We start from the raw sequence: 13,449 nt of genomic DNA on the forward strand, positions 1-13,449 counted from the left end.
TGCGCCCCTGGCACGACCCGGCCTGAGTCGCGCGCAGGCCTTCCCTACAACGCCTTGGCCGCCGTCCGCGCGTTGCGCCAGAAAGCGCATTGCGTGGGATCGGCCAATCGCACGGAAGGGACCGTCGGCACCCGCCCGCGGTAATACGCGAAGCTCTTGCGCCCATCGAAAAGCGCCAGCCGCGTGACCAACCGCGGGCGCTCGATGCTCCCGCAGATGGCACCGAGCCGCTCCAGCTGCTCGCGCTCGCGCATCACCTCGCTCACCACCAGCAACATCGGCGCGCCGGCATGCGCGGCGCGCAGTCCGGCTTCGTCGCGGCCCCACATGGCCAGCTGCGGTGCGCGACCATGCTTGACGTTGAGCGTGCTGTCGAGCGCATACACCGGCCGCTGTCCGTCGAGCTGGAACTCGAGTTCCGCGGCCAGCATGAAATTGTCGGCGACCAGTACCGCGTCCTGGCGCGCCAGCAGCGTGCGCGCCTGCGCCGCGCTCTCGCGCCAGCCCACGAAGTTGCTTGGAAAGGCCTTGCTCGCCGCCAGCACGTCGACGCCCTGCGGGCTTGCCGCCAGCGCCAGGTAGCCCAGCCCCAGCAGCGTCCCGAGCCCACCCAGCGCCCCACCCGCCACTGAGGCAAGGCGCCAGCCCCGGCCCGCCTCGCGGCACAGCGCAGGCAGCGCCGCCAACAACGGCAGGTAGCCGGGCAGCGGCCAGTGGGCGCGGAAACGCAGGTCGTCGGCGAACAGGCCGAACAGGAAGTACGGCACCAGGAAACCCAGCGACGTCCAGGCAAGCAGGTCCCATGGCGCGCCTTCGGCACGCCGGCGCCAGCAACGCCAAAGCGCCCACAGCAGCAGGAAATAGAAGACCGGCGTGCAGGCGATTGCCTGCTCCAGCGGTTGCACCAGCGCATCGGCATGGAAGCGCCACGGGTTGCGGTCGACCAGCTGGAACGCCAGCCCGGCTCCGTGCTGGCGCCAGTTCGACACGCCCAGGGGGATCAGCCCCAGCGCCGCCACGGCCAGCGCCAGCCACAGGCCTGGCTTGCGCCACTGCGCGCGGCCGCGTGAGGTGAAGGCCAGCAGCAACAGGCCTGCGAACATCGGCATTGCCGCGCGGTAGTGGGTCAGCCAGGCCACCGTCAACGCGAGGCCGAGCAACCACCAGTCGCGCGCCCGGTCCTCCTCCATCGCACGCATCAACGCGTACAGCGCCACCGCGATGGCCAGGGTCAGTGGCACGTCCGGCATCGCCATCACGCCGAGCGTCCCGGCCAACGGCAGCGCAAGACACAAAAGGCCTGCCTGCCAACCCGTCCGCGCATCGAAGGCGCGCCGCCCGAACGCCACCATGACCCATGGCAGCGCGCTGCCGAGCAACAGGAACGGCCAGCGCATCCCGAGCAAGCCATGCCCGGCGACGTGTTCGCCCAGCCAGATCAGCCAAGCGGTCAGCGGCGGCAGGTCGCTGTAGCCCCAGGCCGGATGCCGGCTTTCCAGCCAGTAGAAGGCCTCGTCGCCAAACGGCGACATCGTGGCGGCCACGATGCACTTGAGGACCAGCAGGCTGGCGAACGCAATGAGGAACGCGCCTCGCCAGCGCGCGAGACCGGCCGCTACACTCGCCTGGCCCTCCCCGTGTTCCGCCCGTGCCGACTGCCAGGAACCCATGTCCGCCACCACTCCCCTGTCCGAAGAAACGCTCCATCCGCGCCTGGAAGCGGCAATGGCCCAGGTCAACCGCGTGCTGCTCGGCAAGCCGCGCCAGGTGAAGCTGGCCTTTGCCTGCCTGGTCGCCGGCGGCCACCTGCTGCTGGAGGACGTTCCCGGCGTGGGCAAGACCACGCTGGCGCATGCGCTGGCGGCGAGCTTCGCGCTGGAATTCCAGCGCGTGCAGTTCACCAGCGACCTGCTGCCTTCGGACATTATCGGGGTCAGCGTGTTCGAGCGCGAGACGGGCCAGTTCCGCTTCCACCCAGGCCCGATCTTCACCGGCTTGATGCTCGCCGACGAGATCAATCGCGCCACGCCCAAGACGCAGAGCGCACTGCTGGAAGCCATGGCCGAGGGCCAGGTCACGGTGGACGGCCAGACGCACACGCTGGCACAACCGTTCTTCGTGGTGGCCACGCAGAACCCGCTCGATCTGCACGGCACCTTCCCGCTTCCCGATTCACAGCTGGATCGCTTCATGCTGCGCATCTCGCTCGACTATCCCGATGCCGCCGCCGAGCGTGCGCTGCTTGCCGGCAGCGACCGCCGCGACCTGCTCGCCCAGCTCACCCCGCAGCTGGATGCGCCGAGCCTGGCCGCCCTGCACCGCCAGGCGCAGGACGTCACCGCCAGCAGTGCCCTGCTCGATTACCTGCAGGCGTTGCTCGCGGCCAGCCGACGGCACGCCGACATTCGCGTCGGCCTGTCGCCACGCGCCGGCATCGCCCTGCTCGCGGCGGCGCGCGCCTGGGCGCTGCTGAGCGGCCGCAGCCACGTGCTGCCGGAAGACATCCAGGCGCTGTTCGTGCCGCTGGCCGCACACCGGCTGGTGCCTTCGCGCGGCGCCAGCGGGGATGCGCTGGCCCGCGCATTGCTGGCCGATACCGCGGTCGACTGACCATGCGCGACGCGCTGCGCCGCCTGCAGCAGCTGGCCGAGCGGCGGCTGCCCGCACTGACCCGCTTCCGCCGCCCGGAGCCGATGCCGATCGAACTGAACCGGCGGCGCATCTACATCGTGCCGACCGGCTTCGGTATCGGGTTCACCGTGTTGCTGCTGGTGATGCTGGTCGGCTCGCTCAACTATTCCAACAACGCCGCGCTGCTGCTCACCTGCATGCTGGGCGCGGCCGGCGCGGCGAGCATGCTGATCGCGTTCCGTGCGCTCGACGGCCTGGCACTGGCCAGCGTTCGCGCGGGCCAGGCGGTCGCCGGCCAGCCGCTGGCGCTGACGCTGGAATTCGAATCGACGCGGCCGCGCAGCGCGATCCGCGCCGATCTTGGCGAGGCCTGCCAGGCGTTCGCCATCGACGCCTCCGGCAAAGCGGACGTCACCCTGCCGCTGGCCACCCGCCAACGCGGCTGGCATCCGCTGCCGCGCGTGCGGGTGTGGACGACGTGGCCATTGGGACTGTTCCGCGCCTGGAGCTGGATGCATCCGGAGCAGTCCGTGCTGGTCTGGCCGCGCCCGGAAAGCGGCGGCCCGCCGCCGCGGCTGCCGGCCGACGAAGGCCTGCGTCCCCGCCTGCACCACGGCGAGGACCTGGCCGCCCTGCGCGACTACCGCAGCGGCGATCCGCGCAAGCACATCGCCTGGAAGGCCAGCGCACGACTGGGCCAATTGCTCAGCAAGGACTTCGAGCAGCCCGAGTCGCGTCCCGAATGGCGCCTGGACTGGCGCGAGCTGGAAGGCATGGACAACGAGGCACGCATCGCCCGCCTCGCCCGCTGGCTGGGCGAGGCCCATGCCCAGGGGCGGCGCCACAGCCTTTGGCTGCCCGGCCAGCCGATCGAGGTCGGAAGCGGCCCCGGCCACTACGCGCGCTGCATGAGCGCACTGGCGTCGCTGCCATGATCGGCGCGAAGCGCCGCCCCAGCGAAGCCACGCTGGACGGCCGCGCGTTCGACCTGCTCTGCCTGACCATGGCCTGCGTGCTCGGCGTACACGCCTCACACCTGCCCTGGTGGCTGGTGGCCGGGTTGGCGCTGGTGCTCACACTGCGCTGGTGGCAGCGACGTCGGCACGGTGCGCGCCCGCCGCTGCTGCTCAAGCTGCCGCTGCTGGCGCTGCTGGCGGTGGCGGTCGTCTTTACCTACGGCACCATCTTCGGGCAGCAACCCGGTTCCGCGCTGGCCGTCGGCCTGCTGGTACTGAAACTGCTGGAAAGCGAAGCGCCCCGCGATGCCAGAGTCGGCGTGAGCTTTGCCTGCTTCGGCTTGATGGCGGCGCTGCTGTTCGACCAGGGCCTCGTGGCCACCTTCGTGGTCGCGTTGGGCCTGTTGCCCGCCCTGGCCACATTGCGTGCGCTGGAGCCGGCACAGGCGCCGACCAACCTGCCACGCGCGCTGCTGCCGGGACTGGCCCTGCTTGCGGCCGCCGTGCCGTTGGCGCTGCTGGCCTTCGCGCTGGTGCCGCGGCTGAGCTCGCCGCTGTGGGGAGCGGCCAACAGCCCCGAGGCCAGGACCGGGCTCGGCGACCGCATGTCGCCGGGGAACTTCACCGAGCTGCTGACCGACGACCGCCCCGCCATGCGGGTCAGCTTCGACGGCCCTGCGCCGGCGCCCGAGCTGCGCTACTTCCGCGCGTACGTCATGTGGCTGTACGACGGGCGTACCTGGGAGCATGCCGAGTTGCGGCGCGCCGACGGCCAGGCCCGGCCACTGGAAGCGCTGGAGGCGAGGGCCACCAGCCGCTACGAGATCGACCTGGAGCCGACCAACCGCAACATCCTGCCCGCGCTGGACGTGCCGCTGGAGGCACCAGCGGACGCACAGCTCAGCCCCGACCACGAGGTGTTCAGCGACAAACCCGTGCGCGAGTCGCTCCACTACGCAGCGCGCTCGGCGCTCTACTACCGCCTCCAGGCCACCCTGCCCGCGGGCGCCAGGCAACTGGCCCTGCGCCTGCCCCAGGGATTCAACCCCCGCACGCACGCCCTGGCCGCGCAGTGGCGCGCACGCTACGGCGGTGACGGCCAGGCCATCATCCGCGCCGCGCTGGCCTTGTTCCACGACGGCGGCTTCCGCTACACGCTGGCGCCGGCGCCGCTCGGCCGGGACGCCGTGGACGACTTCCTGTTCAGCACGCACGAGGGTTTCTGCGAGCACTACGCCTCGTCCTTCACCGTATTGATGCGGGCGGCGGGGATTCCCGCACGCGTGGTCACCGGTTACCAGGGCGGCTACTGGAATCCGCTGGGCAACTACCTGCTGGTACGCCAGTCCGATGCGCACGCATGGAGCGAGGTATGGCTGGCGGGTCGCGGCTGGGTGCGCGTCGATCCCACCGCCGCCGTACGGCCCGAACGCGTCAGTCTGGGCGCAGCGGCTGCGGCGGGCGACCAGCTCGGCTGGGTGGAAACAGGCTGGCTGGCTTCGCTTCGCAACCGGTGGGACGTGGTCAACCACTGGTGGGCCCAGGGCGTTATCGGGTTCGATGCGCTGCGCCAGCGCGGTCTGCTGACCCCGTTCGGCATCCGCGATACCGGCACGGCGATGTTGGGCATGCTGCTGGCGATCGGCACCGCGCTGTTCGTGGCGATCGGCACCGGCTGGGCGTTGTGGCGGCGTGAACGGCCCGAACCGTTGCGCCAGGCGCTGCGCCGGCTGGAGGCCAGGCTCGCGCGCGCCGGCATCACGCGCCGTCGCAGCGAAGGGCCGCAGCATTACCTGCGCCGCGCCGCGCGGGCGCTGCCGGCGCAGCGCGGCGAGCTGGAGCACCTGATGAACCGCTACCTTGAACTGCGCTATGCGCACGACGAACCGATGCCTGAACTGCTGCGGGAATTCCAGCGGGCGGTACGGGAATTCCGGCCGCGGCGCGTGGTCAAATGACTATCCATGCGGCCGCCCGGGCGGCCGCTGTCCCAGGGAGAACCGCCATGTCCTTTCCTTACCGCCCTCTGGCCCTGGCCACCGCCTTCGGCCTGCTGACCGCCTGTGCAACGGTGCCCCAGCCGTTGCAGGGCACCTACTCCGACGTGAGCACGGCGGGCGCCCAGCAGGGCGGTGCCGGCGGCGCGAAGGTGCGCTGGGGTGGCGAAATCATCCAGACCGAGCCGGGCCCGCAGGAGACCTGCTTCTACCTCCTGTCGCGCCCGCTGGACAAGCAGGCGCGCCCGGAGACCGATACCAGCGGGGCGACCGAGGGCCGTTTCGTCGCCTGCCATGAAGGCTTCTACGACCCCGAGGTGTTCACCCGCGGCCGTGAGCTGACCGTCACGGGCACGCTGCAGGGCACCGTGACCAAGAAGGTGGGCGAATACGACTACGCCTATCCGCGCGTGGCGGCGGACGTGGTCTACCTGTGGCCCAAGCGACCGGTGACGGTGCGCTACCCACCGGGTTACTACGACCCGTTCTGGGGCCCGGGTTGGGGCCCCTCGTATTGGGGTCCGTGGGGCGATCCGTTCTGGAATCGCCCGCGCGTGATCATCGTGCGCCCGCCGCCGGCGCCGGCGCCGAAACCGGCGCACAAGTAAGCGCGCCTCGATCACGAAAACGCCGGCCCCGGGCCGGCGTTTTTTGTTGGCATCAATACAGTGCTGCGCGATTCCCTGCAGGAGCACACCCTGTGTGCGACCGGCACACAGGCGCGCACAGGGCGCGCTCCTGCGAAAAATCCGCTCAGCCCGGCGGCCAGCTCAGGCGGCGGCCGGCGAGCAGGTGCACATGCAGGTGAAAAACCGTCTGTCCACCATGTTCGTTGCAGTTGATCACCGTGCGGTAACCCTGTTCGGCAAGGCCTTCCTGCCTGGCGTACTCGGCCGCGGCGAGCTGCAGCTTGCCCAGCAACTCGGCATCGCCCGGCGCGGCGTCATTGAGCGTGGGCAACGCCTTCTTCGGGATGAACAGCACGTGCACCGGAGCCTGCGGGTTCAGGTCGCGGAAGCCGAGCACGTCGTCGTTCTCGAAGACGATGTCCGCCGGGACCTCGCGGCGGATGATCTTGCCGAAAATGGTATCGCCCATGCCTGACTCCCTCGCGTGGATTCACAGGCGAAGCAGCATACCCTGCGAGCGCGGCGCGCTCAGCCGGAAACCGAACTGCTCGTACAGCTTGGTCGCCTCGCCGTCGGCCAGCAGCGTGACGATCACGCCTGCGGGCGCGCGCCGGCGAGCGTCATCCATCAACGCAGCCATGATCCGACGGCCAAGGCCGCGTCGCTGCCAGTCCGGCCGCACCGCGACGTCGACCACCTGCAGGAACAGCGCCCCGTCGCCGACCATGCGGCCCATGCCTACCAGCTCGTCGCCGTCGCGCAGGCTGACCGCGCACCAGCTGGCTGGCAAGCCGGCGACCGCCGCCGCCTGGTCCATCGCGCTCAGGCCGGTAGCAAGCCGCAACGCGCAGTACTCGGCCGGCGTGGGCGCCGCGTACGCCAAGCCTGGCCCGGTCATTCCAGCGCCTGTCGGCTGCCGAAGGCATGCGCCAGCGTGCCGCGGTCGACATACTCCAGTTCGCCACCCAGCGGCACGCCATGGGCTAGGCGTGTCGGCCTCACGCCGCCGGCGCGGGCCAACTGCGCCAGGTAGTGCGCGGTAGCCTCGCCTTCGACGGTCGGATTGGTGGCGATGATCATCTCCTCGATCTCGCCCTCGCCCAGGCGCGCGCTCAGCTGCGCCAGGCCGAGTTCTTCCGGGCCCAGCCCGTCCAGCGGCGACAGGCGCCCGAGCAGCACGAAGTACTGCCCGCGGTAACCGGTGGCCTGTTCGATGGCGGCCAGGTCGGTGGGCGATTCGACCACGCACAGCACGTGGCGGTCGCGGCTGGCGCTGGCGCACAGCGCGCACACCGGCTCTTCGCTGAAGTTCCGGCAGCGCGTGCAGTTGCCGATCCGTTCCATCGCCTCGCGCAGCACGCCGGCGAGCTTGAGACCCCGCGTGCGCTCGCGCTCGAGCAGATGGAAGGCCATCCGTTGCGCGCTCTTGCCACCCACGCCGGGCAGGCAGCGCAGCGCTTCGATGAGGTCGGCGAGAAGGGGGGAGCCTGTCATGGTCGGATGCCTGTACTGGAAGGAGCCCGCTTACGGGCGATGCTCTTTCCCTCGAACGGGAAGCGCATCGCCCGCAAGCGGGCTCCTGCGACGATCGGTCGGTCAGAACGGCATCTTGAAGCCGGGCGGCAGGTTCATCCCCGCCGTGACGCCACCGAGCTTGTTGCGGCTGGCCTCGGCCACCTTGTTCACCGCGTCGTTGACGGCGGCGGCAACCAGGTCCTCGGCCATCTCCGGATCGTCGGCGAACAGCTTGCGGTCGATCTGCACCCGGCGCACCTCGTGTGCGCCGGTCATCAGCACGGTGACCAGGCCGCCGCCGGCACTGCCGGTGACTTCCATCCTGGCGATTTCCTCCTGCGCACGCTTCATGTCTTCCTGCATGCGCTGGGCCTGCTGCATCAGCTGACCGATCTGGCCTCTCATGACTGTCTGCTCCGCTCAACTTTCGATGGGTTTGATGGACTGCGGCACCACGCGGGCGCCGAATTCGCGCTTGAGCGACTGCACCAGCGGATCTTCCTCGATCGCCTGCTCGGCGGCGCTCTGCGCGCTTTCGCGGGCGGAAGCGGCGCGGGCGGCGGGCGTCTCGGACGCACCCTGGCTGTCCGCGACGAAGCGCAGCTTGATGCGCTCGCCGAGCACATCGCCGATGCGGTCGGCCATCTGGCCGACCATCGGCTCGACGGCAAGGTGCATGTGCGCCGGCTGCAGCGCCAGCACCAGCGTGTTGCCGTCGCGTTCGCGCAAGGCGGCGTTCTGCGCCAGCTGGCCGAGGGGGCCGCGCAGGCCGGCCTGTTCGATCAGCGCCTCCCAGCGCGGAAGGCCGCGGGCATCGGTGGCGATCGGCGTGCGCGCGGCGGGGGCCGCGGTTGCCTGGGTCGTGCTGGCTGCGTGCGTGTGTTGCGGACGCGGCGCTGCCGGCGCGGGTGCCGCGGCAGGTGCGCTGCGCGGCGGGGCGACCGCGGGCCGCGGTGCCGACGCCGGACGGACCGCGCGCTCGGCTGGTGCGGAATCGCCTGCCTCGCCAGGCTGGAACGCCAGCATGCGCAGCAGCGCCATCTCGAAGCCGGTGCGTGCGTCGGGCGCCAGCGCCAGGTCGCGGCGGCCGGTCGTGGCGATCTGGTAGTAGAGCTGCACGTCTTCCGGCTGCATGCGCCCGGCCAGACCGGCAAGGCTTTCCACATGCTCGCCATCGCCTTCAGCGTGATAACCGGGCACCAGCTGCATCAGCTGGATGCGGTGCAGTGTGGCGGCCAGGTCGTCGAGCACACCGCCGAAGTCGGGCGAGTACGAGGCGATGCGCTCGCACTCGGCCATCAGCCGCGCCCCGTCGCCGTCGGCCAGTGCATCGAGCACGCCCAGCACCTGGCCGCGCGCGACGCTGCCGAGCATGGCGCGCACGTCGTCCGCCTTGAGCGCGCCGCCGCCGTAGGCGATCGCCTGGTCCAGCAGCGACAGGCCGTCGCGCAGCGAGCCATCGGCGCCGCGCGCCAGCTCGCCGATGGCGGTGTCTTCGTAGGCGATCTTCTCGGCGTCCAGGATGTGGCGCATCTGGCCGGAGATCTGTTCCGGCAACAGGCGCTTGAGGTTGAACTTCAGGCACCTCGACAAGACCGTTACCGGCAGCTTCTGTGGATCGGTCGTCGCCAGCAGGAACTTCACGTGCGGCGGCGGCTCCTCCAGCGTCTTGAGCAACGCGTTGAAGGCCGGCTTGGAAAGCATGTGCACCTCGTCCACCAGGTACACCTTGAAGCGGCCGCGCGCGGGGGCGTACTGCGCGTTCTCGATCACCTCACGCACGTCGTCCACGCCGGTGTTGCTGGCCGCATCGATTTCGAGCAGGTCGACGAAGCGGCCGGCATCGACCGCCGTGCAGACGGCGCACTCGCCGCAAGGGTCGGCGGACTCGCCACGCTCGCAATTGAGCGACTTGGCGAAGATGCGCGCGATGGTGGTCTTGCCCACGCCGCGCGTGCCGGTGAACAGGTAGGCGTGGTGCATGCGCCCGGTGTCCAGCGCATTGGTGAGTGCGCGCACCACATGCTCCTGCCCGACCAGCTCGACGAACTTGCGCGGGCGCCACTTGCGGGCGAGGACCTGATAGGACATGCGTTGGAGCCTGTTCTGCGGCTGGGCGGTGGCCCTTGAGTCAGCACTGACTTTGGGGCGGAAACCGATTGTGCCAAGTCGACGCCGGCAAGTCAGCCGGACACGTCGGGGCCCCGAAATGGCGGCGGCCCCGCCAACCACACCCCGGCACCCGAATCATCCACTACCGTTGCTTCCTTCCGGACCTGGCGGGGTTTGCGGACTATCGTCGCGGGGGGACCGACGGGGCCACCATGGACGTGGGCCTGGAAGCCCTATTTGAAACTGGCGGAGAGGGCGGGATTCGAACCCGCGATACGGGGATAAGCCGTATACACACTTTCCAGGCGTGCTCCTTCAACCACTCGGACACCTCTCCGGATTCTCTTTGCCGGCCTTGAGGCTGGCAAAGAAGCGGAAGGATAGCGATCTCCCCCGGCCGACACAACCGGCCGGGCCCACTTTCGGGGCGATGCTTTTCTTCCATCCGGGCAAGAGCATCGTCTCCAAGTGACTCCTGCCGGAGTCAGCCGGCGTCCGGCCGCGGGAGGGACGGCGAGGGCAGCTCGAGACCGCCGCCGGGGCGGGCGATCGCATAGCCCCGCGTGCGCAGCGCCTCGCCATCGGCGGCGCTGCCGTAGTGGTAGAGCACGAGCTGCCGGCGCAGCCTTTCGTCGTATTCGCGCTCCAGGTCGTCCACGCCGCTGTGCGAGGGATTGCCGACCAGTCCGCAGTCGTGCAGCACGCGCTCATCGCCCGCCGCGTACTGCGCCAGCATCTCGGGCACGGGCCGGGTATCGCCGGTGAAGACGAAGCTGCCATGCAGCGCCAGACCGAAGGAGGTGTCCGGGCGGTGGTGCCGCGTGGGAAACACGTCGAACCACCACCCGTCCAGCCAGAAGCCACGGCTGCACGGCACCAGCCGGAACGCCTCCCAGAAGTTCACTCCGCCCTCGGCCAGCACGCCGGGGTAGTCCGCCACGCGCGTCTGCAGCCAGGGCACCAGCGCGGCGTGGACAAACACGCGCACGCCGCCACGCAGCGACTCGTCGAACCACAGCCGGGTGAACAGCCGCTCCATGCCGCCCACGTGGTCCAGGTGGGTGTGGGTGATGTAGATCGCGCGCGGCAGCTCGCCGTAGGCCGCCTGATAACGGTCCAGCGTGTCGGGGCCGCAATCGATCAGCAGCATCGGCTTGCCGTCCCGCTCGAGCACCGCAGCCGAGGAACCCAGTTCCACCGCGTGCGCCGCGCCGACACCAAGAAAACGCAGCGACCAGTTCATGCGCCCAGCGTCCTTTCGTAGCCGTAGACCAGCGGCCCCCAGATGGCCGCCTGGAAGTCCGCAATGCGCCCGGTGGCGCCGAGCTTGACCAGCGAGCGACGCAACCGCGCCAGGTTCGCCAGCCGCCACGATTCCGCCGGCGCGCGCAGTGCGCCACGGTCGAAGTCGATCAGGTACAGCGCGCCGGACGTGACCAGTACGTTGTGCGCATTGAGATCGGCGTGCCAGATCCCCTCGCGATGGAAGCGCGCGACCAGCGCGCCGGTTTCGCGCGCCAGGTCCGCATCCAGTCGGCCGTCTTCCAGGCACTGAGCAAGCGTGCGCGCCTCGTCGATGCGTCGGGTGATCAGGTCAGCCGTGTACAAAAAGCCGTGGCGGCAGAAGCGGGCGGCGACCGGTTTTGGCGCGGGAAGCTCCAGGCCGGCGATATGCGCCAGCAGCCGGAACTCGGCGAAACTGCGCGTGTGCGCGGCGCCGGTCCACAGGTAGCGGTCGCGGTTGAAGCGCCCGACCAGGCCGCCTCGATGGTAATGACGCAGCACGCAGGCACCCGCCGGCGTATCGATCATGGCCACGCCACCCCGCCCGCCGCCTTGCTGCTGGAGCGCGCCGCGGTTGCGCCAGAAAGCCGGATCGAACCATTCGCCGTCGACGACGCCCAGCGCGGCATCGAAAAGCACCTTGCCGCCGGCTTCCTCGCGGATCTGCTCCTGCATCATCATGTGCGGTCGAAGGAGACGTTCATGCCGGTCGATTCTAGCCCAAGCCCCCTGCCCGCTCCCGCTTCGCTGTGCCTTTTGCGCACCTCGGCGATCGGGGATGTCACGCACGTGGTACCGCTGGTGCGCACGTTGCAGCAGGCCTGGCCGCAGACGGCGCTGACCTGGGTGGTGGGCAAGCTCGAGCGCAGGCTGGTGGGCGATATCGAGGGGGTCGGGTTCGTCACCTTCGACAAGGGAGCGGGCTGGGCGGGCATGCGCGCGGTGTGGCATGCGCTGCGCGGGCGGCGCTTCGATGCCCTGCTGCAGATGCAGGTGGCGGCGCGTTCGAACCTGCTGAGCCTGGGCGTGCGGGCCAACCGGCGCGTGGGCTACGACCGCGCGCGCTCCAAGGACCTGCACGGCCTGGTGATCAACGAGCGTATTCCCGCGCGGACCGGCGAGCACGTGCTCGATGCCATCGGCAGCTTCTGCGAGCCGCTGGGACTGAAACAGACGCAGGTGCGCTGGGATATCCCGATACCGGAGGAGGCACGCGCCTGGGCCGGGGAACAACTACCGGGCGCCACGCCCACACTGCTGGTCAGCCCCACGTCCAGCCATGCCCTGCGCAACTGGTACCCCGAGCGCTACGCGGCGGTGATCGATCACGCGCTGGCGCGCGGCTGGCGCGTGGCGCTGGTGGGCGGCCCGTCTCCCGGCGAGCGGGCGATGGCCGACGCGGTGCTGGCGAGCTGCAAGCGCCAGCCGCTGGACCTCACCGGCAAGGACACGCTCAAGCGGATGCTCGCCATGTGCGGTCGGGCGCAGCTTTTGCTCACGCCCGATTCCGGCCCCATGCACATGGCCAACGCCGTCGGAACCAAGGTGCTGGGGCTGCATGCGGCAAGCAACCCGAACCGCTCCGGGCCCTACTCGGACCGAAGCTGGTGCGTGGACAAGTACGACCAGGCGGCGCGTCGCTTCCTCGGCAAGCCGGCGAGCGAACTGGCCTGGGGTACGAAGATCGAGCGGCCGGGCGTGATGGGCCTGATCGAAGTCGATGACGTGATCGAGCGGTTCGAGGCGTTTGCCTCCTCGCGCGGGCTGGTTTGACTGGCGTCCTGCGCCGGGCCGGGTGACCGCTCGGGTTTAAGGCGGGCGCTTCGACTCGCCTGCGCGCGGACCAGCGCGATCGGATCGCTACAACTGACTGCCCTGGCGTGGACGCGCGGCGCCAGCGTCGAACAGCTCAGGCGGACGGGCGGTAATCCTGATAGGACTTCTCTTCCACCAGCTGCGAGCCGAGCTTGAGGTTGATCTCGCGCTTGACCGCCGCACGCACGTCGTTGCGGAAATACACCGAACGCGCCAACTCGATGAACTCCGCATCGAAGGCCTGCGCCTTCTCCTTGAGGCGGATGCGATCCTCGATGTCCCACAGGTCCTCGTTGACCGCCAGCAACCGCGCGCGCTCGTCGGCGATGTCGGTCTGCGACGCGGCGTCGTTGGCCCATGTCGCGTTGAGCAGATCCAGCTCGTTGCGCACATTGGCGAGCTTGGCCGGATCGCTGATCTGGCGCGCCTTGATCTCCAGGATGGTGATCTTGTCGATCAGCTCGCCGTAGGAAACCGGGACTTGGATGAGGCTCATGGGGAACTCCGGAA

Annotated in this window: 14 protein-coding genes, 1 tRNA gene and 1 other RNA gene; 5 read left to right on the plus strand and 11 right to left on the minus strand. The window is 69.9% G+C overall.

Translation table 11 applies throughout. The features are described 5' to 3' along the window. Positions 1-44 precede the first annotated feature (44 nt). The gene (locus tag ACFWZU_RS12620; RefSeq protein ID WP_439701871.1) at positions 45-1,670 is read right to left on the minus strand and encodes an ArnT family glycosyltransferase; all 1,626 of its coding nucleotides are present in this window, start codon (positions 1,668-1,670) and stop codon (positions 45-47) included. Here ACFWZU_RS12620 and ACFWZU_RS12625 point away from each other — a divergent pair. From ACFWZU_RS12625 to ACFWZU_RS12640, 4 genes are read left to right on the plus strand one after another with little or no spacing between them, the layout of a single operon-like run. After that, on the plus strand, positions 1,669-2,610 hold the full coding sequence (locus ACFWZU_RS12625) for an AAA family ATPase (protein WP_439701872.1): 942 nt from the start codon (positions 1,669-1,671) through the stop codon (positions 2,608-2,610). The genes ACFWZU_RS12620 and ACFWZU_RS12625 overlap by 2 nt on opposite strands. Positions 2,611-2,612: 2 nt before the next feature. Then, the gene (locus ACFWZU_RS12630) at positions 2,613-3,566 is read left to right on the plus strand and encodes a DUF58 domain-containing protein (RefSeq protein ID WP_439701874.1); all 954 of its coding nucleotides are present in this window, start codon (positions 2,613-2,615) and stop codon (positions 3,564-3,566) included. Then, positions 3,563-5,545 carry a transglutaminase TgpA family protein gene (locus ACFWZU_RS12635; RefSeq protein WP_439701875.1) on the plus strand — a complete coding sequence of 661 codons (1,983 nt, stop codon included), beginning with the start codon at positions 3,563-3,565 and terminating at the stop codon, positions 5,543-5,545. Before ACFWZU_RS12630 ends, ACFWZU_RS12635 begins: the two co-directional genes overlap by 4 nt. A gap of 47 nt (positions 5,546-5,592) precedes the next feature. Then, positions 5,593-6,192, plus strand: a complete 600-nt coding sequence (locus ACFWZU_RS12640) for a Slp family lipoprotein (RefSeq protein ID WP_439701877.1) — start codon at positions 5,593-5,595, stop codon at positions 6,190-6,192. A 145-nt stretch (positions 6,193-6,337) separates the two neighbouring features. On the opposite strand, the gene ACFWZU_RS12645 is transcribed toward ACFWZU_RS12640, so the two are convergent. The 9 genes from ACFWZU_RS12645 to ACFWZU_RS12685 form a co-directional block, all read right to left on the minus strand. After that, positions 6,338-6,682, minus strand: a complete 345-nt coding sequence (locus ACFWZU_RS12645; RefSeq protein WP_439701878.1) for a histidine triad nucleotide-binding protein — start codon at positions 6,680-6,682, stop codon at positions 6,338-6,340. Between the two features lie 21 nt (positions 6,683-6,703). Next, positions 6,704-7,111 carry a GNAT family N-acetyltransferase gene (locus ACFWZU_RS12650; RefSeq protein ID WP_439701880.1) on the minus strand — a complete coding sequence of 136 codons (408 nt, stop codon included), beginning with the start codon at positions 7,109-7,111 and terminating at the stop codon, positions 6,704-6,706. Then, positions 7,108-7,707 (minus strand): recombination mediator RecR, encoded by a 600-nt coding sequence (recR, locus tag ACFWZU_RS12655; RefSeq protein WP_439701882.1) that lies wholly within the window; start codon positions 7,705-7,707, stop codon positions 7,108-7,110. The genes ACFWZU_RS12650 and recR overlap by 4 nt, the downstream gene beginning before the upstream one ends. 102 nt (positions 7,708-7,809) lie before the next feature. Then, complete coding sequence (locus ACFWZU_RS12660) at positions 7,810-8,133, minus strand: YbaB/EbfC family nucleoid-associated protein (RefSeq protein ID WP_091336660.1); 324 nt, start codon at positions 8,131-8,133, stop codon at positions 7,810-7,812. Positions 8,134-8,148: 15 nt separating this feature from the next. Beyond that, positions 8,149-9,819 carry a DNA polymerase III subunit gamma/tau gene (gene dnaX / locus ACFWZU_RS12665; protein WP_439701884.1) on the minus strand — a complete coding sequence of 557 codons (1,671 nt, stop codon included), beginning with the start codon at positions 9,817-9,819 and terminating at the stop codon, positions 8,149-8,151. 128 nt (positions 9,820-9,947) lie between these two features. Next, positions 9,948-10,044: signal recognition particle sRNA small type (gene ffs / locus ACFWZU_RS12670), an RNA gene on the minus strand. A gap of 40 nt (positions 10,045-10,084) precedes the next feature. Then, a tRNA-Ser gene (locus ACFWZU_RS12675) sits at positions 10,085-10,177 on the minus strand. Between the two features lie 147 nt (positions 10,178-10,324). Further along, positions 10,325-11,083 (minus strand): MBL fold metallo-hydrolase, encoded by a 759-nt coding sequence (locus ACFWZU_RS12680; protein ID WP_439701886.1) that lies wholly within the window; start codon positions 11,081-11,083, stop codon positions 10,325-10,327. After that, positions 11,080-11,805, minus strand: coding sequence for a 3-deoxy-D-manno-octulosonic acid kinase (locus tag ACFWZU_RS12685; RefSeq protein WP_439701887.1), 726 nt, complete (start codon positions 11,803-11,805; stop codon positions 11,080-11,082). Before ACFWZU_RS12685 ends, ACFWZU_RS12680 begins: the two co-directional genes overlap by 4 nt. 21 nt (positions 11,806-11,826) lie before the next feature. On the opposite strand from ACFWZU_RS12685, the gene ACFWZU_RS12690 reads away from it, so the two are divergent. Next, on the plus strand, positions 11,827-12,897 hold the full coding sequence (locus ACFWZU_RS12690) for a glycosyltransferase family 9 protein (RefSeq protein WP_439701888.1): 1,071 nt from the start codon (positions 11,827-11,829) through the stop codon (positions 12,895-12,897). 136 nt (positions 12,898-13,033) lie between these two features. On the opposite strand, the gene ACFWZU_RS12695 is transcribed toward ACFWZU_RS12690, so the two are convergent. Beyond that, on the minus strand, positions 13,034-13,435 hold the full coding sequence (locus ACFWZU_RS12695; protein ID WP_439701890.1) for a DUF6165 family protein: 402 nt from the start codon (positions 13,433-13,435) through the stop codon (positions 13,034-13,036). Positions 13,436-13,449: the final 14 nt, after the last annotated feature.

The organism is Frateuria sp. GZRR33 (assembly GCF_051900425.1).
GTDB lineage: Bacteria > Pseudomonadota > Gammaproteobacteria > Xanthomonadales > Rhodanobacteraceae > Frateuria_A.

Excerpts from the sequence above, each read along its gene's own strand:
- ACFWZU_RS12625 (WP_439701872.1), top strand. The coding sequence starts at position 1,669 with ATGTCCGCCACCACTCCCCTGTCCGAAGAAACGCTCCATCCGCGCCTG.
- ACFWZU_RS12620 (WP_439701871.1), bottom strand. The coding sequence starts at position 1,670 with ATGGGTTCCTGGCAGTCGGCACGGGCGGAACACGGGGAGGGCCAGGCG.
- ACFWZU_RS12630 (WP_439701874.1), top strand. The coding sequence starts at position 2,613 with ATGCGCGACGCGCTGCGCCGCCTGCAGCAGCTGGCCGAGCGGCGGCTG.
- ACFWZU_RS12635 (WP_439701875.1), top strand. The coding sequence starts at position 3,563 with ATGATCGGCGCGAAGCGCCGCCCCAGCGAAGCCACGCTGGACGGCCGC.
- ACFWZU_RS12640 (WP_439701877.1), top strand. The coding sequence starts at position 5,593 with ATGTCCTTTCCTTACCGCCCTCTGGCCCTGGCCACCGCCTTCGGCCTG.
- ACFWZU_RS12645 (WP_439701878.1), bottom strand. The coding sequence starts at position 6,682 with ATGGGCGATACCATTTTCGGCAAGATCATCCGCCGCGAGGTCCCGGCG.
- ACFWZU_RS12650 (WP_439701880.1), bottom strand. The coding sequence starts at position 7,111 with ATGACCGGGCCAGGCTTGGCGTACGCGGCGCCCACGCCGGCCGAGTAC.
- recR (WP_439701882.1), bottom strand. The coding sequence starts at position 7,707 with ATGACAGGCTCCCCCCTTCTCGCCGACCTCATCGAAGCGCTGCGCTGC.
- ACFWZU_RS12660 (WP_091336660.1), bottom strand. The coding sequence starts at position 8,133 with ATGAGAGGCCAGATCGGTCAGCTGATGCAGCAGGCCCAGCGCATGCAG.
- dnaX (WP_439701884.1), bottom strand. The coding sequence starts at position 9,819 with ATGTCCTATCAGGTCCTCGCCCGCAAGTGGCGCCCGCGCAAGTTCGTC.
- ACFWZU_RS12680 (WP_439701886.1), bottom strand. The coding sequence starts at position 11,083 with ATGAACTGGTCGCTGCGTTTTCTTGGTGTCGGCGCGGCGCACGCGGTG.
- ACFWZU_RS12685 (WP_439701887.1), bottom strand. The coding sequence starts at position 11,805 with ATGATGATGCAGGAGCAGATCCGCGAGGAAGCCGGCGGCAAGGTGCTT.
- ACFWZU_RS12690 (WP_439701888.1), top strand. The coding sequence starts at position 11,827 with ATGCCGGTCGATTCTAGCCCAAGCCCCCTGCCCGCTCCCGCTTCGCTG.
- ACFWZU_RS12695 (WP_439701890.1), bottom strand. The coding sequence starts at position 13,435 with ATGAGCCTCATCCAAGTCCCGGTTTCCTACGGCGAGCTGATCGACAAG.